Below are 22,708 nucleotides of genomic sequence, written 5' to 3'. Positions count from 1 at the left end.
CGGCCGTGTAGGTTTTAGTGCTGCAGAATCTTGGCGAGGAAATGCTGCGTTCGCTCGGCGCGAGCGTTGATGTCGCCGAAGAACTCCTCTTTCATGCAGTCTTCGATGATCTTGCCCTGGTCCATGAAAATCACCCGGTCCGCCACTTTGCGGGCGAAGCCCATTTCGTGGGTCACGCACATCATGGTCATGCCTTCGTGGGCCAGTTGCACCATCACGTCGAGTACTTCGTTGACCATTTCAGGGTCCAGCGCCGAAGTCGGTTCGTCGAACAGCATGACGATCGGGTCCATCGCCAGTGCACGGGCAATCGCCACACGCTGTTGCTGACCACCGGAGAGCTGGCCCGGATGCTTATGCGCATGGGCAGACAGCCCGACGCGCTCAAGCAGTTGCAGGCCTTTCTTGGTGGCTTCTTCCTTGCTGCGGCCCAACACCTTGATCTGCGCGATGGTCAGGTTTTCGGTGATGGTCAGGTGCGGGAACAATTCGAAATGCTGGAACACCATGCCAACGCGCGAACGCAGTTTCGGCAGGTTGGTCTTCGGGTCGGCGATGGACGTGCCATCGACCACCACGTCGCCTTTCTGGAACGGTTCCAGGGCATTGACGCATTTGATCAGGGTGGATTTGCCGGAACCGGACGGCCCGCACACCACAATCACTTCGCCTTTTTTGACCTCGGTGCTGCAGTCAGTCAGTACCTGGAAGTCGCCATACCACTTGTTGACATTCTTGATAGAGATCATACGGCAAACCTTTTTTGCAGACGCTTGACCAGCAGCGAGGCGGCAAAGCTGATTGTGAAGTACGTGAGACCTGCAAAGATCAGGAACTCGTTGGAGCGACCGATGATGTCGCCACTGGCACGCGAGGCATTGAGGAAGTCCACCAGACCGACCGCGTAGACCAGCGAGGTGTCCTGAAACAGGATGATGCTCTGTTGCAGCAGCAGCGGGGTCATCTTGCGGAATGCTTGCGGCAGGATGATCAACCGCATCATCTGACCATACGTCATGCCCAGGGCTTGGGCTGCACCCATCTGACCCTTGGAAATCGACTGGACGCCGGCCCGGACGATTTCGCAGAAGTACGCCGCTTCGAACATCATGAACGCCACGATGCACGAGGCAAACGCGCCGATCGGGGTGTCTTCGCCGGTGATCCAGCGCAGTACGAACGGCACCGCCAGGTAGAACCAGGTGATGACCAGCAGCAGCGGAATCGAGCGGAAGTAGTTAACGTAGGCGCCGGCAATGTTCGACAGCAGTTTGCTGTGGGACAGGCGCATCAGCGCCAGGATCGTGCCGAGGATGATCCCGCCGGATACGCCCAGCGCCATCAGTTGCAGGGTCATGACCATGCCGTTCCACAGGCCCGGCAGGGACGGGATGATGCCCGAGAAGTCGAATTCCATCATTTACCCCCTACGGAGATCAGGCCCGGTACGGCCACTTTCTTCTCGACCATGCGCATCAGCAGCATCAGGCCCATGTTCAGCGTGAAGTAGATCAGCGTTGCCAGGGTGAAGGCTTCGAACAGGTTGGCGGAAAACTCGGCGGTCTGTTTGGTCTGCGCGAGCAACTCCATCAGGCCGATCAGCGACGCGACGGAAGAGTTCTTGAACACGTTCAGGAATTCCGAGGTGAGCGGCGGAATGATGATCCGATAGGCTTGGGGCAGTAGCACGTTCCAGTAGATTTGTGGCAGCTTGAAGCCCATGGCGCGAGCGGCGGATTCCTGACCACGCGGTAGCGCCTGGATGCCGGTACGCACTTGTTCGCAAACGCGAGCGGCGGTAAACAGGCCCAGGCACACGACAACGCTCAGGTACGCCGAGGTGGTCGGATTGAGATCCTGCTTGTACCAATCTTGCAGGTTCTGAGGCAGCAGGTCGGGCACCAGGAAGTACCAGATGAACAGTTGAACCAGCAGCGGCACGTTACGGAAGAGTTCGACGTAACAGGTCGCGATGCCCGATACGATACGGTTCGGCACGGTGCGCATGACGCCCAGAATCGAGCCCAGCAGCAGGGCAATGATCCAGGCCACGACGGCGATGGCGATGGTCCAGCCCAAACCGGCGACGTACCAGTCGAGATATGTCTCGCTGCCCACGCCGGTGGACTTGAAGAACACGCCCCAGTCCCAGTTGTAATTCATTAGGGTCTCCCCTCAGATCGATCGATGTACAAGTGCCCGCCTGGGGAAGCTCCGTTCCCGCCCGACCTAGGTGGCCTGTGTGGTCAGTTCTGTCAGCTCAACTCCGGCCCCGGAAGTCCATCTCCTGCGTTGCTGTTCCTCGCCATAGCGGGCTATGACTCGTCACAGCGCCTTGGATATGAACTTCCGGCACCGAATTTGAGCTAACGAACTGACCGTACAGGCCACTACGGTCAGGCACACACGAGCGGCTCGACAGCCACCGGTTCGAGTGTTTCCAGAAATGCCAGCAGGGAGTGACTATCCCCTGAAAGGGCAGAGCCCTGTCAGGAGATAAGGTTAGTTAGAATTCAGGACTTTTTTTCTACAGGCTTGTCGTCAGCCGCTTTATCGGTCGGATTGGCGATCAGGGCCTTGAGCTCGTTGCTCATCGGGAAGCTCAGGTTCAGGCCTTTTGGCGGAATTGGCTGCATGAACCATTTTTCGTAGATCTTGTTGATCTCGCCGGACTTGTAGGTTGCAACGATGGCGTCATCCACGACTTTCTTGAACGGCTCGTCGCCCTTGCGGACCATGCAACCGTAGATTTCGTAGGACTGTGGAGTGCCGGTCACGGCCCAGTCATCCGCCTTCTTGGCTTTGGCGGCTTCACCGGCCAGCAAGGCGTCGTCCATCATGAACGCAACGGCACGGCCCGATTCCAGCATCTGGAAGGACTCGCCGTGGTCTTTGGCGGAGATGACGTTCATGCCCATTTGCTTGTCGGCGTTCATCGACTTGAGGATGCGCTCGGACGTGGTGCCGGCGGTGGTCACGACGTTCTTGCCTTTGAGGTCGTCGAAATCCTTGTACGCGGAATCTTTCTTGGACAGCAGGCGGGTACCGATTTCGAAGATGCCAACGGAGAAGTCAACTTGCTGCTGACGCTCGACATTGTTGGTGGTGGAGCCGCACTCGACGTCCACGGTGCCGTTCTGCACCAGCGGGATACGGGTTTGCGAGGTGACCAGGTTGTATTTGACCTGAAGGTTCGGCAGGTCGAGGTCTTTCTTGATGGCTTCGACGATTTTCAGCTGGATATCGTGGGAGTAGCCCATCGGTTTGCCGGAAGCGTCCGCGATGTAGGAAAACGGAATGGAAGCGTCACGATGCCCGAGGGTGATAACGCCGGACTCTTTGATCTTCTTCAAGGTGCCGGTGAGTTCGGCGGCGAAAACTGGAGTGCTGATCAGAGCGGCAGCAATGGCTGCGCCCAGGAGATGGGGAACGATGCGCATCAAATTTTCCTCGACATTGTTTTTATATGGAGCCAGTTCATCGGCCCTTTTTGTGCTTTGAATGCTTGCCGGCTCCTGAAGGGTTGGCTCAGCGGACATTCGTCCAAGAGTGTAGAGCATGACTCGTGCCAGGCTAGGCTGAATAGATCAACTTATTGATTTATAAGGTTATTAAATATTTATGGCGAGAGTTTTGATGCAGGGGGATCCGGTTAACCGAATCGACTGACAGGTCGCGTTCGGAAAACCGAATGGTGTTCGGGGCCGCTAACGTCCTTTCGGCCAGATAATAGAAGAGCCAGTGATCATGCCGTTCATATGACAATCAGCCTCCCTGGCTTAGCGGCGTTTCATGCAGGTAAATCCACTGGGCGTTGTGGTGATGCATGCCAATGATCGCCACCGAAACCCGTGAGCTTTCGCGCTGGTTGAGGCGATGGGTTTCCTTGTAGCGAATCGCCACGCTGTTGCCTTCCTGCCAGACCGTCTGCAGGTCGCTGATGACGATCTCCAGGCCCGGTTTGGCGCCGACCGCACCCTTGAACATCTGTTCGACCATCGCCCGGCTGACGATGGCAGCCGAAGTGGTGACCATGGTGAAGTGCTCGGCGAATGCCGACATCAGCGGCTCGAAAGCGGTCTGCCCCTTACCGTTTGCGTCGGTGAACAGGGTGTGGATCAACTCGTGCACGTGATGAATGCTGTGTTGCGCCTGTTCAACTATTTTGTTGTGCATGACAGTCCTTTTGAGTGTTCAACTGACTCAGTTGAAAGAGTGGAAACAAGCCTGCCAGTGCGGCGATGGCGAAGGTCACGTGGTAGGCCTGGGTGGTATCGAAATGCTTCAAGAGCAGGTTGAAAACCATCAGGAAGAGGGCAGCGCCGATGCTGAATGACATCTGTCGGTTGATGTTCCAGATGACACTGGCCTTGTGAGTGTCATTGCCCTCGAAGTCCATCAGCGACGTGGTTTGTGCTGTGTTGGCGCCGATGCCGCCGCCGATCCCCATCAAGCTGTAGGCGATGACAATCACCAGAAAATCTGAGGGATCGTTCACCAGTAACAGGGTGGCGATGCCGGCGCTGTGCAAGAGCATGCCGAGGGCAAACAGCCGCTTCGCGCCCATCCGGTTATAGACTCGGCCACAGATCAGCATTGCGATGAACGCGCCGATGGCGTACAGGATCATGAACATCCCTGTCAGTCGGGCGCTGAAGTGCAGGGTGTTTTGCAGGAAAAAGATGCTCATCAAGTTGACCCCCGTGAACACACCGGGAATCGCGTAATAGATAAAGATGGAGGTGCTGAGTTTTTTGCTTTTGAGCAGGCTCAGTTCAATGATCGGGTTTTTGCAGGTGCGGTAGTGCAGCCCGTACAGCACGACGAAAGCAACGCCGGCCATGACGAAGAGGGCGGCCACCCATGCCGGAGCGTCGCCGCCATACAACGACATGCCCATCAGCAGGCTGCCGAGTGCCGCGCTGACCAGCAGCAAGCCCTTGATGTCGGGTCGGGGCAAACTCGTCGGCCGCGCTTCGTTGATCCAGAACCAGGACAGCAGCGCCGCGATCAGCGAGAACGGGATGTTGCTGTAGAACACCCAGCGCCAGGAACTGCTGTCGACGATGACACCGCCGATGGTCGGTGAAATGGCGGGCGCTATCAGGGCAACGGCCATGACCCATGTGGATATTTTCGCCCGCTGCTCGCCCTTGAACAGGTTGAACGTCAGCGCCTGGCCGACAGGAATCAACAGGCCGCCACCAATTCCCTGGACGAAGCGCCAGATCACCAGTTCGTTGAAGCTATTGGCCAGCCCACACATCCACACGGAAGCGGTGAATACGATCATCGAGGCGGTGAGGATTTCCCGGCTGCCAAAACGACCGGCCAACCAGGTGCTGACCGGGATGATCAGAGTCAGCCCCAGAATATAAGCGTTAGCCACCCAGGCAACGTCTGAAGTACTAACGTGCAGCGCCGCCGATATACTCGGTAATGCGACCGCCGACATAAAGATGTTAATGCAGTCTATAAAAAAGCCGATCAGAAATATCAGTGCAACTTTGTAGCGATAGGTCATGTTGTTTTCCCTTTGCCGCAAAGCATAGGGGCGGTGGACTTGAACTGTCGATACGACTATTCTTGAAACAATGTTTGACGGGATTTAACAGTGAGCCATATTGCTATGCACACTCATCTTAATCGGGTCCAGACATTCCTGGCCGTGGTCGATTTTGGTTCTTACACCAAGGCTGCCAATTACCTGAGCATCAGCAAAGCCATGGCCAGCCTGCATGTCAAGGCGCTGGAGGACGTGCTGTCAGCGACGTTGTTGATTCGAAATACCCGAAATATATCCCTCACCGAAATCGGTCAGGACTTTTATGAAGAGTTCAAAGGTATTGTCGCGGACATCGATAACGCCTTCGATAATGTATTAAAAGGGCATAATCGGGTGTCCGGCAAGTTGCGCTTCAGTTCCACCAGTGAATACGGCGAGGCCTATATTCTTCCGTTGATACCGCAATTTATAGAGCGTTATCCGGAAATAAAACTCTGTTATAACTTCAACTCGTCACTCAATGATCTGGTGGCGGAAAAGTTAGACCTGGTTATCCGTTTAGGTAACTTGGCGGACTCTGCTTTCAAGAGCCGTAAACTGGCGGATTATGAAATTGTCCTGGTGGCTACCGAGACGTTTCTTGCACGTCACCCGGTGCAGAATCCTCAGGACCTGAATTCGGTGCCGTGGATCGCCAACAGCAACCTGCAGGCACCGACCCAGTGGTCGTTGCGCCATCCGCAATTGGGGGCTGTCGAGATCAACGGGATCAATCAGTTTGAATCCAATTCTTCCACGGCCATCCGCTCCATGACGTTGTCGTCGCTAGGCGTCTCGGTGCTGCCCGCCTGGGTGGTCAAGGACGACATCGCCAGCGAGCGGCTGATCCGGCTGTTGCCCGACTATTCGCTGCCCTCGCAGTCCGTCAACGTGGTGTTTCCCAACAGCCCGCATTTGCCCCACAAATCGAGGGCCTTCATCGATTTCCTGTTGCTGCATCTGGCGCAGTAAGCACCTACAAAAAAGCCCCTGAATCTTGAGATTCAGGGGCTTTGCTTTAACCGGATTGCCGATCAGGCCGCTTCGATCTTGCTGCGGTTCTGCTCGACCTTGCTCAGATAATCCTTGAGCTTTTCCTGTTCCGCCGGGGTGGTGAACAGCCCCAGCTTGCTGCGGCGCCACAGAATGTCATGCGCGGTGGTTGCCCATTCTTCGCTGCACAGGTAATCGACTTCACGGGTGTAGAGCCCGCCGCCGATGTGTTCGCCCATATCGCCGAGATTCTGCACGCCTTCCAGCATGCGCCAGGTGCGGCTGCCGTAGGTGGTGGCCCAGCGGCGGGCGATTTCGGTCGGCACCCAGTCGAACTTGTCACGGATCAAGGCGCACAAGGCTTGCGGGGTGGTCATGTCTTCACCGCCCGGCAGGGTAGCGCTGGCGGTCCAGCTCGGCTTGATGTCCTTGAAGTACGGAGCCAGTTGCGCCAGCGCCGACTCGGCCAGCTTGCGGTAGGTGGTCAGCTTGCCGCCGAACACCGACAACAGCGGCGCTTCTTCGCCGGTGCCCGACAGCGCCAAGGTGTAGTCGCGGGTAACGGCCGACGGGTTGTCGGATTCGTCGTTGCACAGTGGGCGAACACCGGAATAGCTGTGCAGGATATCGTCGCGGCTGATGCGTTTCTTGAAATGGGAGTTGACCACTTTCAACAGGTAATCGGTTTCGCCTTCGGTGATCGCAACTGCAGCCGGATCGCCGGTGTACTCGCGGTCGGTGGTGCCGATCAGGGTGAAGTGGTTCAGGTACGGAATGGTGAACACGATGCGCTGATCTTCGTTTTGCAGAATGTGCGCGTGTTCGCCTTCGTACAGCTTCGGCACGATCAGATGGCTGCCCTGAATCAGGCGGATGCCGTACGGCGATTCCATCTTCAGGTCGTCACGAATGAACTTGGCGACCCAAGGGCCGGCGGCGTTTACCAGTGCCTTGGCGCGGATCGAAAACAGACTGCCATCGGCGCGTTCCAGATGCAGGTGCCACATTCCCTTGGTGCGACGAGCGCTGACGCAACGGGTCTGGGTGTGAACGTGGGCGCCTTTTTCACGGGCGGCCATGGCGTTCAGTACCACCAGACGAGCATCGTCGACCCAGCAATCGGAGTATTCGAAGCCTTTGGTGATTTCGCTTTTCAGCGGGCTGTCCGGGCCGAACTTCAGGCTTTTCGAGCCTTCGAGTTTTTCCCGCTTGCCGAGGTGGTCATAAAGGAACAGGCCGGCGCGGATCATCCAGGCCGGACGCAGGTGTGGGCGGTGCGGCAGCACGAAGCGCATCTGCTTGACGATGTGCGGGGCCTTGGCCAGCAGCACTTCGCGTTCGGCCAGGGCTTCGCGCACCAGACGGAATTCGTAATGTTCAAGGTAGCGCAGGCCACCGTGGATCAGCTTGCTGCTCGCTGAAGAGGTGTGGCTGGCCAGGTCGTCCTTTTCGCAAAGAAACACCGAAAGACCGCGACCGGCGGCATCCGCTGCGATCCCCACGCCATTGATCCCGCCACCGATGACGGCGATATCGTAGATCTCAGCAAGAGGGGGCGTAGGCAAGGTAGAAGTGGGCATCGGCTAGCCTCGGGCTTTTATGATTTTCGGTATTGGAATTCGAACATTAATGTTCATTTGCGAAAATGGTAGCCCATAAAGTCGCCCGCAGCCAGTTAACTTCGATTGAAAATACTGATCGAAGGGCCGTGAAAGGAAAATTTTCGAACATTTAAAGCAAAAAATCGCAGCCTTTGGCAGCTCCTACAGGGGCGAGTGAACCTGGAGCTGCCGAAGGTTCGGGCCGCGTTCGGACGATCTTTAGAGGCTGAAAGCCTTAAACGACTTCGAGTCGAATCTTGTGCTGACTCAACAACTGCGCCAACGCCGGCACAGGTTGCTGATCGGTGACCAGGCAATCAATCAAGCTGATCGGCCCCAGACGAATCATGGCGTTGCGCCCGAATTTGCTGGAGTCAGCCGCGAGGATGACCTGTCGGGCATTGGCGATGATCGCCTGGGACACCCGAACTTCCTGATAGTCGAAGTCCAACAGACTGCCGTCTTCATCGATACCGCTGATGCCGACCAGGGCGAAATCAACCTTGAACTGGTTAATGAAGTCGACACTGGCCTGACCGACCACGCCACCGTCACGCCGCACGTTGCCGCCAGTCAGCAGGACATCGAAGTCGTCCTTGGCGCTGAGCATCGAGGCTACATGCAGGTTATTGGTGATGATCTTCAGGTGATTGTGATTGAGCAACGCCCGGGCGATGGATTCGGTGGTGGTACCGATATTGATGAACAGCGAGGCGTGATCCGGGATTTGAGCCGCAATGGCTTCACCGATACGCTGCTTTTCATCGCGCATCTGATCGGCACGCATGGCATAGGCGGTGTTTTCGACGCTGGAATCGTAGGCTGCGCCGCCGTGGTAGCGACGCAACAAATTAGCTTCCGCGAGCTGATTGATATCGCGGCGGATGGTTTGCGGTGTAACGACGAACAGCGTAGCCATTTCCTCGATGCTGACATAGCCGCGTTCGCGGACCAGTTCGAGGATTTGCTGCTGACGGGGAGGCAGATTCATGGGGCTTCCTTTGGGCTGCCGTGCAAAATTTGCCCATGATGACGCAGGAATCTGCTCCCTACCAGTTACATACAGATACGAGTACTCAGCTTGGCTTATTCAGCGCCTTCATGCGGTTCCCAGTCGCGGGTGCGGCTGACGGCTTTTTTCCAGCCAGCGTAGAGTTTTTCCTTCGCGGTTTCGTCCAGGGTCGGTTCGAATTCGCGTTCGATCACAGCCTTGCCGCGCAACTCATCCAGGCTGCCCCAGAAGCCACACGCCAGACCAGCCAGGTAAGCCGCACCGAGTGCGGTGGTTTCGCGCATTTGCGGACGTTCGACCTGAGTGCCGAGGATGTCGGCCTGGAACTGCATCAGGAAGTTGTTCGCGACGGCACCGCCGTCCACACGCAGGGATTTCAAGCGTTCGCCGGAGTCCTGTTGCATGGCGTCGAGAACGTCGCGGGTCTGGTAGGCAATCGACTCCAGGGCTGCACGAATGATGTGATCCACGCGTACGCCGCGAGTCAGGCCGAACAATGCCCCACGGGCATACGGGTCCCAGTAAGGAGCGCCCAGGCCGGTGAAGGCGGGTACCAGGTACACGCCGTTGCTGTCCTTGACCTTGTTGGCGAAGTATTCGGTGTCGTGGGCGTCATTGATGATCTTCAGTTCGTCACGCAGCCACTGAACAGTAGAACCGCCGTTGAACACAGCACCTTCCAGCGCGTAAGCCACTTCGCCGCGCGGGCCGCAAGCGATGGTGGTCAACATGCCGTGCTTGGATTTCACAGCTTTGTCGCCGGTGTTCATCAGCAGGAAGCAGCCGGTGCCGTAGGTGTTTTTCGCCTGGCCGGGCTCGACGCACATCTGGCCGAACAGGGCCGCTTGCTGGTCACCCGCGATACCGCCGATGGCGATGCCGCTTTTGGTGTGGCCGTAGATTTCGGACGAGGATTTAACTTCCGGCAGCATCTCGCGCGGAATATCCAGCACCTCCAGCATCTTCGCGTCCCACTCCAGTGTGTGGATGTTGAAGAGCATGGTGCGCGAGGCGTTGGTGTAATCGGTGACGTGCACTTTGCCGCCGGTAAATTTCCAGATCAGCCAGCTGTCGATGGTGCCGAACAACAGCTCGCCTTTGCGCGCACGTTCGCGGCTGCCTTCGACGTTGTCGAGGATCCACTTGAGCTTGGTGCCGGAGAAGTACGGGTCGGTGACCAGACCGGTGGTTTCGCTGATGTATTGCTCGTGACCGTCGCGCTTGAGCTGCTGGCAGATCTCGGTGCTGCGGCGGCACTGCCAGACGATCGCGTTGTAGATCGGGCGGCCGGTGGTCTTGTCCCAGACCACGGTGGTTTCGCGCTGGTTGGTGATACCGATGGCGGCGACCTGATCGTGATGCAGGCCGGCTTGAGCCAAGGCCTCGACCATCACGGCGCTTTGGGTAGCGAAGATTTCCATCGGGTCGTGTTCGACCCAACCGGCTTGCGGGTAATGCTGTGCGAATTCGCGCTGGGCCGTGCAGACCACGTTCGCGTCGCGGTCGAAAATGATCGCGCGGGAGCTGGTCGTACCCTGATCGAGGGCAATGATGTAGTTTTTATTCTGAGTGTCGGTCATGTCGATTGCCTTGGACGAAAAAAGGGAGTGAGGTCCGGCGCGTGATCTGATGGGCAGGATCACACGCCAACGGTATCAAGAAGTTCTTGGTTTGCCGTCAATGGCCGGTGCTGCGTCCTTTGTAGCAGGTAGGGCGCTGGGCAGATGACGGGCAATCAGCCCGCGATAAGCTGCAGCACCGAGGCAGGCACCGACAATCGGTGCAAAAATCGGAATCAGGAAATACGGGATGTCGCGCCCGCCGGTGAAGGAAATTTCACCCCAGCCAGCGAAGAAAGTCATCAGTTTAGGACCGAAGTCGCGCGCCGGGTTCATCGCAAAACCGGTCAGCGGCCCCATCGAACTACCAATCACGGCAATCAGCAGGCCGATCAGCAGCGGAGCGAGCGGACCCTTTGGCAAGCCATTGTTGTCGTCGGTCAGGGACATGATCACGCCCATCAGGATGGCAGTGATGATCACCTCAACCAAGAAGGCTTGTGCCGTGGTCAAGGCCGGGTTGGGGAAGGTGGAGAACACTGACGCCAATTCGAGGCTGGCCTGAGTACCACGAACCATATGGTGAGTTTGTTCGTAATCGAAGAATAAATTGCTGTACAGCGTGTAAACCAACAACGCTCCACAGAAGGCACCAGCGATCTGGGCGAGAATATAAAAAGGCAGTTTGCGCTTTTCGAAGTCAGCGAAAATGCTCAGGGCAATGCTGACGGCGGGATTGAGATGAGCCCCGGAAACGCCTGCGGTCAGGTAGATCGCCATGCTCACGCCGATCCCCCAGATGATGCTGATTTCCCAAAGGCCGAAGCTGGCACCCGCGACCTTGAGCGCGGCAACACAACCTGTACCAAAAAATATCAGTAGCGCAGTGCCCAGGAATTCGGCCATGCATTGGCTTGAGAGCGACGGTTGTTGTAAAGCAGTTGTCATTGAAAACCTCATTTTTGTTGTTGTCTGGCGCTTTTTCCTAAGGGACAAAGCGCGATTTTCACCGAGACAGGATCCCCATCCTGTTCTCGGCCTACTGCTGGGTGCTGCGATAGGAACATTCGTACAGTATTCAGATTCGAAAAAATATAGACAAGAAACGCTGCTGTCAAAGGTCGAAAGTGAACCGTCAGTCACAATCGAACTATTAGTCACATGAATGACCGCATCGTTCACGCGGCAGGCTGAAGGTGGACGAACGGCATAAGGCGCCGCCAAGCCTTTGAAATAGCGCCGCAATAGAGCCATTTGTCGATCAATGCCCTAGAATCCAGCGCAGTATTTTTCTTCTGCCGCCCAGTCTGGAGCTGTCATGACCCCCGCATTGGATTTGTTGAAAAAAGTTCGTGCCGAACATCGCGTGCACAGTTACGAACATGATCCGAAGGCAGCGTCCTACGGGCTGGAGGCCGCGGAGAAGCTGGGGCTGGATCCGGCGCAGGTGTTCAAGACCTTGCTGGCGGCGAGCGAGAAAGGTGAATTGTTGGTGGCCGTGGTGCCGGTCGTCGGAAGTCTGGACTTAAAGGGCCTGGCGCATGCTGCGGGCGTGAAAAAAGTCGAAATGGCCGATCCTGCCGCTGCGCAACGATCCACCGGTTACCTCTTGGGCGGCATCAGTCCGCTGGGACAGAAAAAGCGCTTGCGTACCTTTATCGATAATTCGGCGCAGCCCTTCGCCAGCATTTTTGTCAGCGCGGGGCGACGTGGGCTGGAAGTCGAATTGGCACCCGCGGTGCTGGCCGAACATACCCAGGCGAAGTTCGCCGATATCGGCCGCGCCTGACGAGGGCTTCCGGCCCGGCGCTGTATGGTGCAAATTTACTGGCTCTGTCACTGGTGCCGGGTTGTCGGCAGCTTCATGCTCCTTGGCCTGACAAAGGGAGAAGGTTATGCAGCTTGAGTTTCATCAGGTCGATGCGTTCAGTGATCGGCCGTTCAGTGGCAACCCGGCGATGGTCTATCGTCTCGATGCCTGGCTTGCCGATGAGTTGATGCAGAAGATCGCCGCCGAGCACAACCTCGCCGAAACCGCTTTCGTGGTTCGCGAAGGGCAGGGCTGGCACATCCGCTGGTTTACCCCGACCACCGAAGTGCCGTTGTGCGGTCATGCGACCCTGGCCAGCGCTTATGTTCTGTTTGAAATCTATAAAGAGCCGGTCGAGCGCCTGGACTTCGTCTGCAAGTCTGGCCCGCTGAGTGTGAGCCGTGAGGGTGAGCGCTTGTGGCTGGATTTCCCGGCGATCATGCCATCGGAAGTGGGCGTGACCCTGGATGTCGAGCGCGCGCTGGGTGTGGAAGCGGTTGATGTGCTGGGGTCGAACGAGTTGTTCGTGGTGCTGGAATCCGAACAGGCGGTGCTCGAATGTCAGCCGGACATGGCGGCACTGGCGAAACTGCCGTGGCCAGGAGCAATTGTCACGGCCAGGGGCAGCCAGCATGATTTTGTTTCCCGCTACTTCGCGCCGGCGATCGGCATCAACGAAGACCCGGTGACGGGTTCCACCCATTGCAGCCTGATTCCGTACTGGTCGAAACGTTTGGGCAAGTCGAGCCTGACGGCTTGTCAGCGCTCGGCTCGAGGCGGGGAGTTGTTCTGTCGGCTGGAAGGGGATCGGGTGAAAATCGGCGGGAATGCGACGCTCGTTGCAAGCGGAACGCTGATGCTGAGTTAAACGAACACCCAATGTGGGAGCGAGCTTGCTCGCGATTGCGGACTGTCAGTCGACATCATCATTGACTGACAGTCCGCTATCGCGAGCAAGCTCGCTCCCACAGGAGTTGTGTTTGTCAGTGGGCGCTGCTGTAGCGGCGTACACCGGACTCGACGACCGGAATCTGCGCCGCCGTACTGCCCGACGCCTGAAACAGCACCAGGTGTTCAGCCGCGACACGAATGCCGACTTCTGAACCCACCTGATGATCGGCATGACTCGGGAAAATCGACTCCAGCTGCGCGCCGGTCGGCAACTGCAAGCGATACAAGGTGGACGCACCCTGGAAAGACTTGCCGACAATCCGCGCCTTCAGCGTGCTGTCCGGTGCATAAACGATATCGTCCGGACGCAGCAACACATCCACCGCACCGCCAACCGGCCAGGTGTAGGCACGATTACCGCGTAACTCACCCAGTTCGGTCTGCACCGACTCGGGGCTGCTCAGCTGACCGCGAATGAAATAACCCTGGCCGATGAAACTGGCCACATAGGGCGTCAGCGGTTCGTGATACAGGTTGTAGGGCGTATCCCACTGCTCCAGGCGACCCTCCTTGAAAACCCCCACATGATCACTCACCGCGAAGGCTTCTTCCTGGTCGTGGGTCACCAGAATCGCGCTGGTGCCACGAGCCTTGAGGATATCGCGCACCTCATGGCTGAGCTTGCGTCGAAGCTCGCCATCAAGGTTGGAGAAGGGTTCGTCGAGCAGCAGCAGTTGCGGTTCCGGCGCCAAGGCACGGGCCAGTGCGACGCGCTGCTGTTGACCACCGGACAGCTCATGCGGGAAGCGCTTGCCGAGGTTTTTCAGGTTGACCAGTTCCAGCAACTCTTCGGTGACGCGATCCTTTTGCGGATGCTTGCGGATCCCGAAGGCGATGTTCTCGGCCACGCTCAAATGCGGAAACAGTGCGTAATCCTGGAACACCATGCCGATCCGGCGTTTCTCCGGGGCAAGGGTGAAACCGGCGCGGGAGATTGTCTCGCCCGCCAACTGGATTTCACCTTCGTGTACCGGTTCGAAACCGGCAATCGCCCTTAGCGTGGTGGTTTTGCCGCAACCCGAAGAGCCCAACAGGCAGCCGATGTCGCCGGCATTCAAATGCAGGTTGAGGTTCTGCACGACGCGCTGGTCTTGGTAGCCGCAGGCGAGGTTGCGCAGGTTCAGCAGTAATGGATGGCTCATGCGTGGTGGTACGCCGGTTCGACGAGAAATTCGAGCAGGGCCTTTTGTGCGTGAAGACGGTTTTCGGCTTGATCCCACGCGACGGAGCGCTTGTCATCGAGCAGGTCGACGCTGATTTCCTCGCCACGGTGGGCCGGCAGGCAGTGCATGAACAGCACGTCCGGTGCGGCCAGGTCGAGCAGGGCGCGGTTGACCTGAAACGGCGCGAACAGCTTAAGGCGTTTGGCGGTTTCCTCTTCCTGGCCCATGGAGGTCCAGACGTCGGTGCTGACCAGGTGGGCGCCGCGTACGGCATCCTTCGGATCGCGGACGATGGTGACCCGGTCACCGGCCTTCGCCACGAATTCAGGGTTGGGTTCAAAGCCTTCCGGGCACGCGATGCGCAACTGGAAGTCGAACTGGATCGCCGCTTCTATATAGCTGTTGCACATGTTGTTGCCGTCGCCGATCCAAGCCACGGTTTTGCCCTGGATCGAACCGCGGTGTTCGAGGAACGTCTGCATGTCGGCTAGCAACTGGCACGGGTGCAGGTCATCGGACAGGCCGTTGATCAGCGGGACGCGCGAATTGGCGGCGAATTCGGTCAGTGTGCTGTGGGAAAACGTGCGGATCATCACCGCATCGAGCATGCTCGACATGACAATGGCGGCATCGCCGATCGGCTCGCCACGGCCCAGTTGGGTGTCGCGCGGCGACAGGAAGATCGCCTGGCCACCGAGCTGGATCATGCCGGCTTCGAATGAAATACGGGTGCGGGTCGAGGACTTCTCGAAAATCATCCCGAGCACGCGGTTTTTCAGAGGCTCGAACAGTACGCCGCGGTTACGCAGGTCTTTGAGCTCAACGCCTCGACGGATCACGCTGACCAGCTCTTCGGGCGTGCAATCCATCAGGGAGAGAAAGTGCCTTGCGCTCATCATTGACTACCTTTTTGCAACAGACCGCAGATACTCAAAGCCTTGTTTAACTGAAAAACGGGCGAGACCTGCGGCGTAAGCCGCACGGGGCGACGAAATAGGGGAAGGCGCGATCTTATAATTAAATGTCGCGTCTTACCAATAGGGCTACGGTTTTTTGGGGATTTCAGAGGGGCTACGGGATGACCGCAGTAGCGCTTTTGAAGCCTGTTTCCTGACAGCAGCCCGTCATTTGTACACCGGGGTCGCGGGGCTTTGCAATCAAACGGGGCGGGAAAGGCGTAGCAACGGTCGGTTTCTGACCTGTCATTCGAAACATTTATACTCAGGATTGGAGGATGTGTCTGGTCTGAAACATTTGCTAAAGCAAAGTGGCGGGTTATAACTAACGCACGAACGACGCAGGAAGCCTTCGGAATGGAATCGAAAGAACGACAGTTAATGGAATTACTTGGCCTCACCGCCCGCTCGCTCACCCACCTCACCGCGTCCATGACCTCGATGTCCTTCGAGTTGATGCGCAGTGAAGACGAAGTGACCAAGGCCGCCGGCCGGCGGATGATCGACCGCATGGCAACCATCAGCACCGGGCTGGACGAGCACTGGCGGCTGATCGGCGAACTCACCGGTGTTCATCTCGCTCAAGAGCAGATCGAAACCATCCAGGAGATCCAGTTGCAGGCGCCGCCGAGGCTGCCGCCGAACTGATCCCCAACGGTCATCGGCTGGCCTGATGGCCGCCGATTCACAAGACGAACGTCGCTGGCGCAGCAGTGGATCAGGCGCCATAGTTTTGTTCCCGCGGCCGATATTACCCGCCCAGAACAAGACAGAGACTGGCCATGACCAAGACTCTCCATCACCGTGCGTGCCACTTGTGTGAAGCCATCTGCGGCCTGACCATCGAAACCACCGAGGTCGAAGGCGCGGTGCAGATCACTTCGATCAAGGGTGACGCTCAGGATACATTCAGCCGCGGGCACATCTGCCCCAAGGCCGTCGCCTTACAAGATATTCAGAACGATCCGGATCGTTTGCGTCAGCCGATGCTGCGGGTCGGCAGCGAATGGCAACCCATCGAGTGGGAGGATGCCTTCAGCCTTGTAGCCGAACGGCTGGCGGCGATTCAGGAGCGTCATGGGCAAAACGCGGTGGCGGTCTATCAAGGCAACCCCAGCGTGCACAACTATGGGCTGATGACCCACAGCAATTACTTTCTCGGCCTGTTGAAAACCCGCAACCGGTTTTCCGCGACCTCGGTCGATCAGTTGCCCCATCACCTGACCAGCCATTTAATGTACGGCCACGGTTTGCTGTTGCCGATCCCGGACATCGATCACACCGATTTCATGCTGATCCTCGGCGGCAATCCGCTGGCCTCCAACGGCAGCATCATGACCGTGCCGGATGTGGAGAAGCGCTTGAAGGCCATTCAGGCCCGCGGCGGCAAAGTGGTGGTGGTCGATCCGCGCCGCAGCGAAACCGCGGCGATTGCCGACCAGCATCTGTTCGTGCGTCCCGGTGGCGATGCGGCGTTGTTGTTCGGACTGCTCAACACCTTGTTCGCTGAAGGTCTGACCCGCAACAGCCATTTGCCGGTGGACGGTCTAAAAGAGGTGCGGGAGGCGGTCGCGAATTTCACCGCCGAGGCCATGAGCCCACTATGCGCGGTGCCCGCCGAACAGATCCGCCAACTGGCGCGGGACTTTGCGGCGGCGCCGACAGCGGTCTGTTACGGCCGCATGGGTGTCTCGACCCAGGCGTTCGGCACCTTGTGTCATTGGGTTGTGCAACTGATCAATCTGGTCACCGGTAATCTTGATCGTGTGGGAGGTGCGTTGTGCACCGAACCGGCGGTGGATTTGGTGGCGTCCACCTCGGGTGGGCATTTCAATCTGTGGCAGAGCCGGGTCTCCGGGCGTCCGGAATATGGTGGAGAACTGCCGGTCTCGGCGCTGGCCGAAGAGATGCTTACCGAAGGGGAAGGGCAGGTCCGCGCGCTGATTACCGTGGCGGGTAATCCGGTGCTGTCGACGCCCAATGGCCGACAACTGGAACAGGCTCTGGACGGTTTGGAGTTCATGGTCAGCATCGACCTGTACATCAATGAAACCACGCGTTATGCCGACCTGATCCTGCCGTCCACATCGGCCCTGGAAAACGATCATTACGACACGACTTTCAATATGTTTGCGGTGCGTAACGTCAGTCGGTTCAATCGCGCGATCCTGGCCAAACCTGAAGGTGCGTTGCATGACTGGGAGATTTTCGTGGGGCTGGCCAAGGCCTTTGCTGCGAAGACTGGCAAAGCATTGAAACCCACTGTCGCTCCGGCGCAGATGATCGATCATGGCTTGCGGATGGGGCTGTATGGCGACGCTTCGGAGCACAAGCTATCGCTGGCGACGTTGTTTGATCACCCTCACGGTGTCGATCTTGGGGCATTGAAATCCAACCTGGCTCCACGTCTGAAAACGGCTAGTCAGCGAGTCCAGGCAGCGCCTGCCGTGATCCTGGCTGACCTCGCCCGCTTTGCGGCGTTGCAAGCACCGGCCGTTGATGAGTTGCTGATGATTGGCCGCCGTCATGTGCGCAGCAACAACTCGTGGATGCACAACTATCATCGCCTGGTGAAAGGCAAGCCGCGCCATCAATTGCTGATGCACCCGGATGACCTGGCCAGCCGTGGGCTCAACGACGGGCAGCGAGTGCGGGTCAGTTCGCGGGTCGGTGTGATTGAAGTTGAAGTGCTCGGCAGTCTGGATATGATGAAAGGCGTGGTCAGCCTTCCGCACGGTTGGGGCCATGCGCGGCCAGGCGTGCAGATGACCATTGCCAGTGGTCAGCCGGGCTCCAGCGCCAATGACTTGACCGACGAGTGTCAGCTCGATGAGTTGTCGGGCAATGCCGCGTTGAACGGTGTGCCAGTGACTGTGGCGGCGGCTTGATCAAGTCTGTCGGGGAGACCGAGCAGGGTGCTCGGGTTTCCGTTACAATGCGCCACCGTGCCGACCCCTGAGTCGGAAAGTTCAGCCGAGGTGCTCCATGGATATCATCGAAACGATTAAAGAGCAGATTGCTAACAACACCATTCTGCTTTACATGAAAGGTTCGCCGAATGCCCCGCAGTGTGGCTTCTCCGCGAAAGCCGCGCAGGCCGTGATGGCGTGTGGTGAAAAGTTTGCGTACGTGGACATCCTGCAGAACCCGGAAATCCGCGCCAACCTGCCAAAATACGCCAACTGGCCAACCTTCCCGCAACTGTGGGTTGGCGGTGAGCTGGTCGGCGGTAGCGACATCATGACTGAAATGGCTGCAGACGGTTCGCTGCAAACCACCATCAAGGCTGCTGTCGAAGCTGCTGCTGCCAACAAGACCGAAGCCTAAGACGATTGGCTCCCCTGTAGGAGCTGTCGAGTGAAACGAGGCTGCGATCTTTTGATCTCAGCAACTAAAAAGCCCCGCCTCTCGAAAGAGAGGTGGGGCTTTTTATTGCGCTTGATAAGTTATGTCGATGTCGCCGCTGCCATCGCCAAGATCGCAGCCTCGTTGCACTCGACAGCTCCTACACAGCTCCTACTCTTCGCCCATCTGCGATTGCAGATAGTTCTCAAGACCGACTTTATCGATCAGACCCAGTTGGGTTTCCAGCCAGTCGATATGTTCTTCTTCGGATTCAAGAATATCTTCAAGCAGTTCACGGCTACCAAAGTCGCCAACGGTTTCGCAATGAGCGATAGCCACTTTGAGATCCGCATGACCGGTGCGTTCGATACGCAGGTCGCACTCAAGCATTTCCTTGGTGTGTTCGCCGATCTGCAGCTTGCCCAGGTCCTGGACGTTCGGCAGGCCTTCAAGGAACAGGATGCGCTTGATCAGCTTGTCCGCGTGCTTCATCTCGTCGATGGATTCGTGGTACTCGTGCTTGCCGAGCTTGTTCAGGCCCCAATCTTCGTACATGCGTGCATGCAGGAAGTATTGATTGATCGCGACCAGCTCATTGGCAAGGATCTTGTTGAGATGCTGGATGACTGTAACGTCGCCTTTCATGATGGGGTCCTGCCCTAAGTAGCTGTCTATAAGGCAGAGTTTGAGCCGCGTAATTAAGAGTGTCAAACCTAAGTTATTGAAACTTAAGTGAAAATTAATCTGAATAAGAATGTTTGTGTTCCGCGTCTGGAGCGTAAGCGGTTGATTTTCAGACATAAAAAAACCGGACATCAAGTCCGGTTCTTTGAAATACGGTAGTTACGCGGCAGTAAATTCTACAGGATAGGGAATTGCAGCCTGGGCCGATTGCAATTTGGTCAGGGTTTCGCGGACCACTTCCTTGGCAAGGCAGGCACATTTGCCGCATTGGCTGGCTACGCCGGTGGCCTGACGGACTTCCTTATAGCTGCAGCAACCTTCATAGATCGCTTCGCGGATTTGACCGTCGGTGACGCCAGTGCAGAGGCAAACATACATAAGTGAAAACCGTCGCTGGTTGTGACTCAATTGCGATGGATCTTAATGTTAACGAGAATGATTGTCAAAGTGGTTTCTGAAAGCTTTGATCAGGGCTGACGAACGGTTTCCTCTAGGGATCGATCACGAGGAAAACCTGTCGACTGCATTTCCCCTGACAAAAAAACCGTTAAGGACAGGGCAAAAACGCAGTGTATGATGGCCGGTCCTTATGAAGCGGGTTCGTGTCACAGGGCTGTCGCCTGAAGGTGGCAGGCTGGCGCAAACCCGGAACTTCACGTTTTTACACCAGGAGATATCCAATGAGCGTACTCGTAGGCAAACAAGCCCCAGACTTCACCGTACCGGCCGTACTCGGCAATGGCGAAATCGTAGACAGCTTCACCCTGTCGTCGGCCATCAAAGGCAAATACGGCCTGGTGTTCTTCTACCCACTGGACTTCACCTTCGTTTGCCCGTCCGAGCTGATCGCTCTGGACAACCGCATGTCTGACTTCAAGGCACGTAACGTTGAAGTGATCGCCGTTTCGATCGACTCGCACTTCACCCACAACGCCTGGCGCAACACCCCGGTCAACAATGGTGGTATCGGCGAAGTTCGCTACACCATGGCTGCCGACCTGAAGCACGAAATCGCCAAGGCCTACGACGTTGAGTCCGAAGGCGGCGTGGCTTTCCGTGGCGCGTTCCTGATCGACGACAAAGGCGTTGTCCGTTCGCAGATCATCAACGACCTGCCGCTGGGCCGTAACATTGAAGAGCTGATCCGTCTGGTCGACGCTCTGCAATTCCACGAAGAGCACGGCGAAGTTTGCCCTGCCAACTGGAAAAAAGGCGACAAAGGCATGACCGCTTCGACCGAAGGCGTCGCGGCTTACCTGACCGAGAACGCTGCCGCGCTGTAAGGCACGTTTGAGGCATAAAAAAAACCGGCCGTTGAGGCCGGTTTTTTTATGGGCGGGATAAACCCGGTGACCGGGATCAGTCGTTGAAGTCTTCCCAACCGCCCATTTGTTTCCAGCGATTGACGATGCCGCAGAACAGCTCTGCCGTCTTCTCGGTGTCGTAGCGAGCCGAGTGGGCCTCACGACCGTCGAAGTCGATGTCGGCTGCTGAACAGGCCTTGGCCAGTACCGTTTGGCCGTAAGCCAGACCGGCCAGGGTTGCAGTATCGAAGCTCGAGAACGGATGAAACGGGTTACGCTTCATGTCCAGGCGCGCGACAGCGGCGTTGAGGAAACCCAGATCGAAGCTGCTGTTGTGCCCGACCAGAATCGCCCGTTTGCAGCCATTGGCTTTCAGTGCCTTGCGGATGCCGCGGAAGATGTCGGTCAGCGCTGCTTCTTCACTCACTGCCATGCGCAGCGGGTGATCGAGTTTGATCCCGGTAAATTCCAGAGCGGCCGCTTCGATGTTCGCGCCTTCAAAAGGCTCTACGCGAAAGAAGTAGGTGTGGTCGGGGTACACAAACCCTTTTTCGTCCATGCCAATGGTGGTTGCGGCAATTTCCAGCAAGGCGTCAGTGGCAGAGTTGAAACCACCGGTTTCAACGTCGACAACGACTGGCAGGTATCCACGGAAGCGCTCAGCCATCGGGTGGCGCGAACCACCTCCGCCGCCTTGACCGTCCTGTTCGTCATCGAAATGGTCTTCACTCACGCGTGTTCCTCCAGCAGGCGCCAGCGCAGTTTTTCACCGGCGCGCAGCGGGATTACGGTCAGCTCGCCAAATGGCAGGCTGGTTGGGGCGGTCCACTCATCGCGGACCAGGGTGATGCGATCGGTGTTCACCGGCAGGCCGTAGAAACGCGGGCCGTTCAGGCTGGCAAAGGCTTCGAGTTTGTCCAGCGCGTTGCGCTGTTCGAAGGCTTCGGCATACATCTCGATCGCGGCATAAGCGGTGTAGCAACCGGCACAGCCGCAAGCGGCTTCTTTGGCGTGCTGGGCATGGGGCGCCGAGTCGGTGCCGAGGAAGAACTTGTCGCTGCCGCTGGTGGCGGCGTCGAGCAGGGCTTCCTGATGGGTGTTGCGCTTGAGGATCGGCAGGCAATAGAAGTGCGGCCGAATCCCGCCCACCAGCATGTGGTTGCGGTTGTACAGCAGGTGATGCGCGGTGATGGTCGCGCCAACATTGGCCGAAGCCTCGTTGACGAACTGCACGGCGTCAGCCGTGGTGATGTGTTCGAACACCACTTTGAGGCTCGGGAAGCGCTCGACCACACGACGCATGTGCTCATCGATAAAGAATTTTTCGCGATCGAACACGTCGACATCGCCACGGGTGACTTCACCGTGAACCAACAAGGGCATCCCGACTTCGGCCATGGCCTCAAGTGCAGGGAAAATCTTGTCGATGCTGGTGACACCGGAGTCCGAGTTGGTGGTCGCGCCGGCCGGATACAGCTTGGCGGCGTGAATGAAGCCGCTGGCCTTGGCCTCGCGAATTTCTTCGGGCTGGGTGCGGTCGGTCAGGTACAGCACCATCAACGGTTCGAAGCGGCTGCCAGCCGGGCGTGCAGCGAGAATCCGCTGGCGATAGCCGTCGGCTTCAGCGGTGTTACGCACCGGAGGTACCAGGTTGGGCATGATGATGGCGCGACCAAAGGTGCGCGCGACATCCGCGACTGTATTGGGCAACACAGCACCATCGCGAAGATGAATATGCCAGTCGTCGGGACGCAGCAGGGTCAGGCGGTCGGACATGAGGGGATT

At 57.6% G+C, this 22,708-nt stretch carries 23 protein-coding genes; 7 read left to right on the top strand and 16 right to left on the bottom strand.

Annotation, left to right across the window (positions count from 1 at the left end; genetic code table 11):
- Positions 1-14: 14 nt before the first annotated feature.
- The 6 genes from CUN63_RS06510 to CUN63_RS06485 all read right to left on the bottom strand — a co-directional run bounded on the left by CUN63_RS06510 (position 15) and on the right by CUN63_RS06485 (position 5,524).
- Positions 15-749 (bottom strand): amino acid ABC transporter ATP-binding protein, encoded by a 735-nt coding sequence (locus tag CUN63_RS06510; RefSeq protein ID WP_129438052.1) that lies wholly within the window; start codon positions 747-749, stop codon positions 15-17.
- Positions 746-1,417 (bottom strand): amino acid ABC transporter permease, encoded by a 672-nt coding sequence (locus tag CUN63_RS06505; RefSeq protein WP_129445065.1) that lies wholly within the window; start codon positions 1,415-1,417, stop codon positions 746-748. Before CUN63_RS06505 ends, CUN63_RS06510 begins: the two co-directional genes overlap by 4 nt.
- Positions 1,417-2,163 (bottom strand): amino acid ABC transporter permease, encoded by a 747-nt coding sequence (locus tag CUN63_RS06500; RefSeq protein WP_074874021.1) that lies wholly within the window; start codon positions 2,161-2,163, stop codon positions 1,417-1,419. Before CUN63_RS06500 ends, CUN63_RS06505 begins: the two co-directional genes overlap by 1 nt.
- A gap of 350 nt (positions 2,164-2,513) precedes the next feature.
- The gene (locus CUN63_RS06495) at positions 2,514-3,440 is read right to left on the bottom strand and encodes a glutamate/aspartate ABC transporter substrate-binding protein (RefSeq protein ID WP_129438050.1); all 927 of its coding nucleotides are present in this window, start codon (positions 3,438-3,440) and stop codon (positions 2,514-2,516) included.
- Positions 3,441-3,765: 325 nt separating this feature from the next.
- Positions 3,766-4,176, bottom strand: a complete 411-nt coding sequence (locus tag CUN63_RS06490; RefSeq protein WP_129438048.1) for a DUF4440 domain-containing protein — start codon at positions 4,174-4,176, stop codon at positions 3,766-3,768.
- Complete coding sequence (locus CUN63_RS06485) at positions 4,157-5,524, bottom strand: MFS transporter (protein WP_129438046.1); 1,368 nt, start codon at positions 5,522-5,524, stop codon at positions 4,157-4,159. The genes CUN63_RS06490 and CUN63_RS06485 overlap by 20 nt, the downstream gene beginning before the upstream one ends.
- A gap of 105 nt (positions 5,525-5,629) precedes the next feature.
- Here CUN63_RS06485 and CUN63_RS06480 point away from each other — a divergent pair, with 105 nt between their 5' ends.
- Complete coding sequence (locus CUN63_RS06480) at positions 5,630-6,517, top strand: LysR family transcriptional regulator (RefSeq protein WP_129438044.1); 888 nt, start codon at positions 5,630-5,632, stop codon at positions 6,515-6,517.
- A gap of 62 nt (positions 6,518-6,579) precedes the next feature.
- Here CUN63_RS06480 and glpD read toward each other — a convergent pair whose 3' ends face one another.
- From glpD to CUN63_RS06460, 4 genes are all read right to left on the bottom strand, one after another.
- On the bottom strand, positions 6,580-8,118 hold the full coding sequence (gene glpD / locus CUN63_RS06475; protein WP_129438042.1) for a glycerol-3-phosphate dehydrogenase: 1,539 nt from the start codon (positions 8,116-8,118) through the stop codon (positions 6,580-6,582).
- A 256-nt stretch (positions 8,119-8,374) separates the two neighbouring features.
- Complete coding sequence (locus CUN63_RS06470) at positions 8,375-9,130, bottom strand: DeoR/GlpR family transcriptional regulator (RefSeq protein ID WP_007916700.1); 756 nt, start codon at positions 9,128-9,130, stop codon at positions 8,375-8,377.
- 95 nt (positions 9,131-9,225) lie between these two features.
- On the bottom strand, positions 9,226-10,731 hold the full coding sequence (gene glpK / locus CUN63_RS06465) for a glycerol kinase GlpK (RefSeq protein WP_129438040.1): 1,506 nt from the start codon (positions 10,729-10,731) through the stop codon (positions 9,226-9,228).
- A 75-nt stretch (positions 10,732-10,806) separates the two neighbouring features.
- The gene (locus tag CUN63_RS06460) at positions 10,807-11,658 is read right to left on the bottom strand and encodes an MIP/aquaporin family protein (protein ID WP_129445064.1); all 852 of its coding nucleotides are present in this window, start codon (positions 11,656-11,658) and stop codon (positions 10,807-10,809) included.
- Positions 11,659-12,028: 370 nt separating this feature from the next.
- Between CUN63_RS06460 and ybaK the strand changes: the two genes are divergently transcribed.
- Positions 12,029-12,499 (top strand): Cys-tRNA(Pro) deacylase, encoded by a 471-nt coding sequence (gene ybaK / locus CUN63_RS06455; RefSeq protein ID WP_007971306.1) that lies wholly within the window; start codon positions 12,029-12,031, stop codon positions 12,497-12,499.
- Positions 12,500-12,605: 106 nt separating this feature from the next.
- Positions 12,606-13,388 carry a PhzF family phenazine biosynthesis protein gene (locus CUN63_RS06450; protein WP_129438038.1) on the top strand — a complete coding sequence of 261 codons (783 nt, stop codon included), beginning with the start codon at positions 12,606-12,608 and terminating at the stop codon, positions 13,386-13,388.
- 115 nt (positions 13,389-13,503) lie between these two features.
- On the opposite strand, the gene CUN63_RS06440 is transcribed toward CUN63_RS06450, so the two are convergent.
- Positions 13,504-14,613: an ABC transporter ATP-binding protein gene (locus CUN63_RS06440; RefSeq protein ID WP_129438036.1), complete on the bottom strand. Its 1,110-nt coding sequence runs from the start codon at positions 14,611-14,613 to the stop codon at positions 13,504-13,506.
- Positions 14,610-15,530: an ornithine carbamoyltransferase gene (gene argF / locus CUN63_RS06435; RefSeq protein WP_129438034.1), complete on the bottom strand. Its 921-nt coding sequence runs from the start codon at positions 15,528-15,530 to the stop codon at positions 14,610-14,612. The genes CUN63_RS06440 and argF overlap by 4 nt, the downstream gene beginning before the upstream one ends.
- A 417-nt stretch (positions 15,531-15,947) precedes the next feature.
- Between argF and CUN63_RS06430 the strand changes: the two genes are divergently transcribed.
- The 3 genes from CUN63_RS06430 to grxD all read left to right on the top strand — a co-directional run bounded on the left by CUN63_RS06430 (position 15,948) and on the right by grxD (position 18,917).
- Positions 15,948-16,238, top strand: a complete 291-nt coding sequence (locus CUN63_RS06430; protein ID WP_046047088.1) for a hypothetical protein — start codon at positions 15,948-15,950, stop codon at positions 16,236-16,238.
- A gap of 134 nt (positions 16,239-16,372) precedes the next feature.
- A complete protein-coding gene (locus CUN63_RS06425; protein ID WP_129438032.1) occupies positions 16,373-18,478 on the top strand; it encodes a molybdopterin oxidoreductase family protein in 2,106 nt (701 codons plus the stop codon).
- A gap of 97 nt (positions 18,479-18,575) precedes the next feature.
- Positions 18,576-18,917, top strand: a complete 342-nt coding sequence (gene grxD / locus CUN63_RS06420; RefSeq protein WP_007943565.1) for a Grx4 family monothiol glutaredoxin — start codon at positions 18,576-18,578, stop codon at positions 18,915-18,917.
- Positions 18,918-19,106: 189 nt separating this feature from the next.
- Here the strand turns inward: grxD and bfr are convergent, their stop codons facing one another.
- Together bfr and CUN63_RS06410 are read right to left on the bottom strand one after the other, a co-directional pair.
- Positions 19,107-19,580 carry a bacterioferritin gene (bfr, locus tag CUN63_RS06415; protein WP_056742015.1) on the bottom strand — a complete coding sequence of 158 codons (474 nt, stop codon included), beginning with the start codon at positions 19,578-19,580 and terminating at the stop codon, positions 19,107-19,109.
- A 198-nt stretch (positions 19,581-19,778) separates the two neighbouring features.
- Positions 19,779-19,997 (bottom strand): bacterioferritin-associated ferredoxin, encoded by a 219-nt coding sequence (locus CUN63_RS06410; RefSeq protein ID WP_008155585.1) that lies wholly within the window; start codon positions 19,995-19,997, stop codon positions 19,779-19,781.
- Positions 19,998-20,299: 302 nt separating this feature from the next.
- Here CUN63_RS06410 and CUN63_RS06405 point away from each other — a divergent pair, with 302 nt between their 5' ends.
- The gene (locus CUN63_RS06405; RefSeq protein ID WP_064679479.1) at positions 20,300-20,902 is read left to right on the top strand and encodes a peroxiredoxin; all 603 of its coding nucleotides are present in this window, start codon (positions 20,300-20,302) and stop codon (positions 20,900-20,902) included.
- Positions 20,903-20,978: 76 nt separating this feature from the next.
- On the opposite strand, the gene rnt is transcribed toward CUN63_RS06405, so the two are convergent.
- Positions 20,979-21,656: a ribonuclease T gene (gene rnt / locus CUN63_RS06400; RefSeq protein WP_129438030.1), complete on the bottom strand. Its 678-nt coding sequence runs from the start codon at positions 21,654-21,656 to the stop codon at positions 20,979-20,981.
- Positions 21,653-22,699: a dihydroorotase gene (gene pyrC / locus CUN63_RS06395; protein WP_129438028.1), complete on the bottom strand. Its 1,047-nt coding sequence runs from the start codon at positions 22,697-22,699 to the stop codon at positions 21,653-21,655. Before pyrC ends, rnt begins: the two co-directional genes overlap by 4 nt.
- Positions 22,700-22,708: the final 9 nt, after the last annotated feature.

Source organism: Pseudomonas sp. ACM7 (assembly GCF_004136015.1).
Taxonomy (GTDB): domain Bacteria; phylum Pseudomonadota; class Gammaproteobacteria; order Pseudomonadales; family Pseudomonadaceae; genus Aquipseudomonas; species Aquipseudomonas frigoris.
This window is presented reverse-complemented; position numbering and strand designations above follow the sequence as displayed.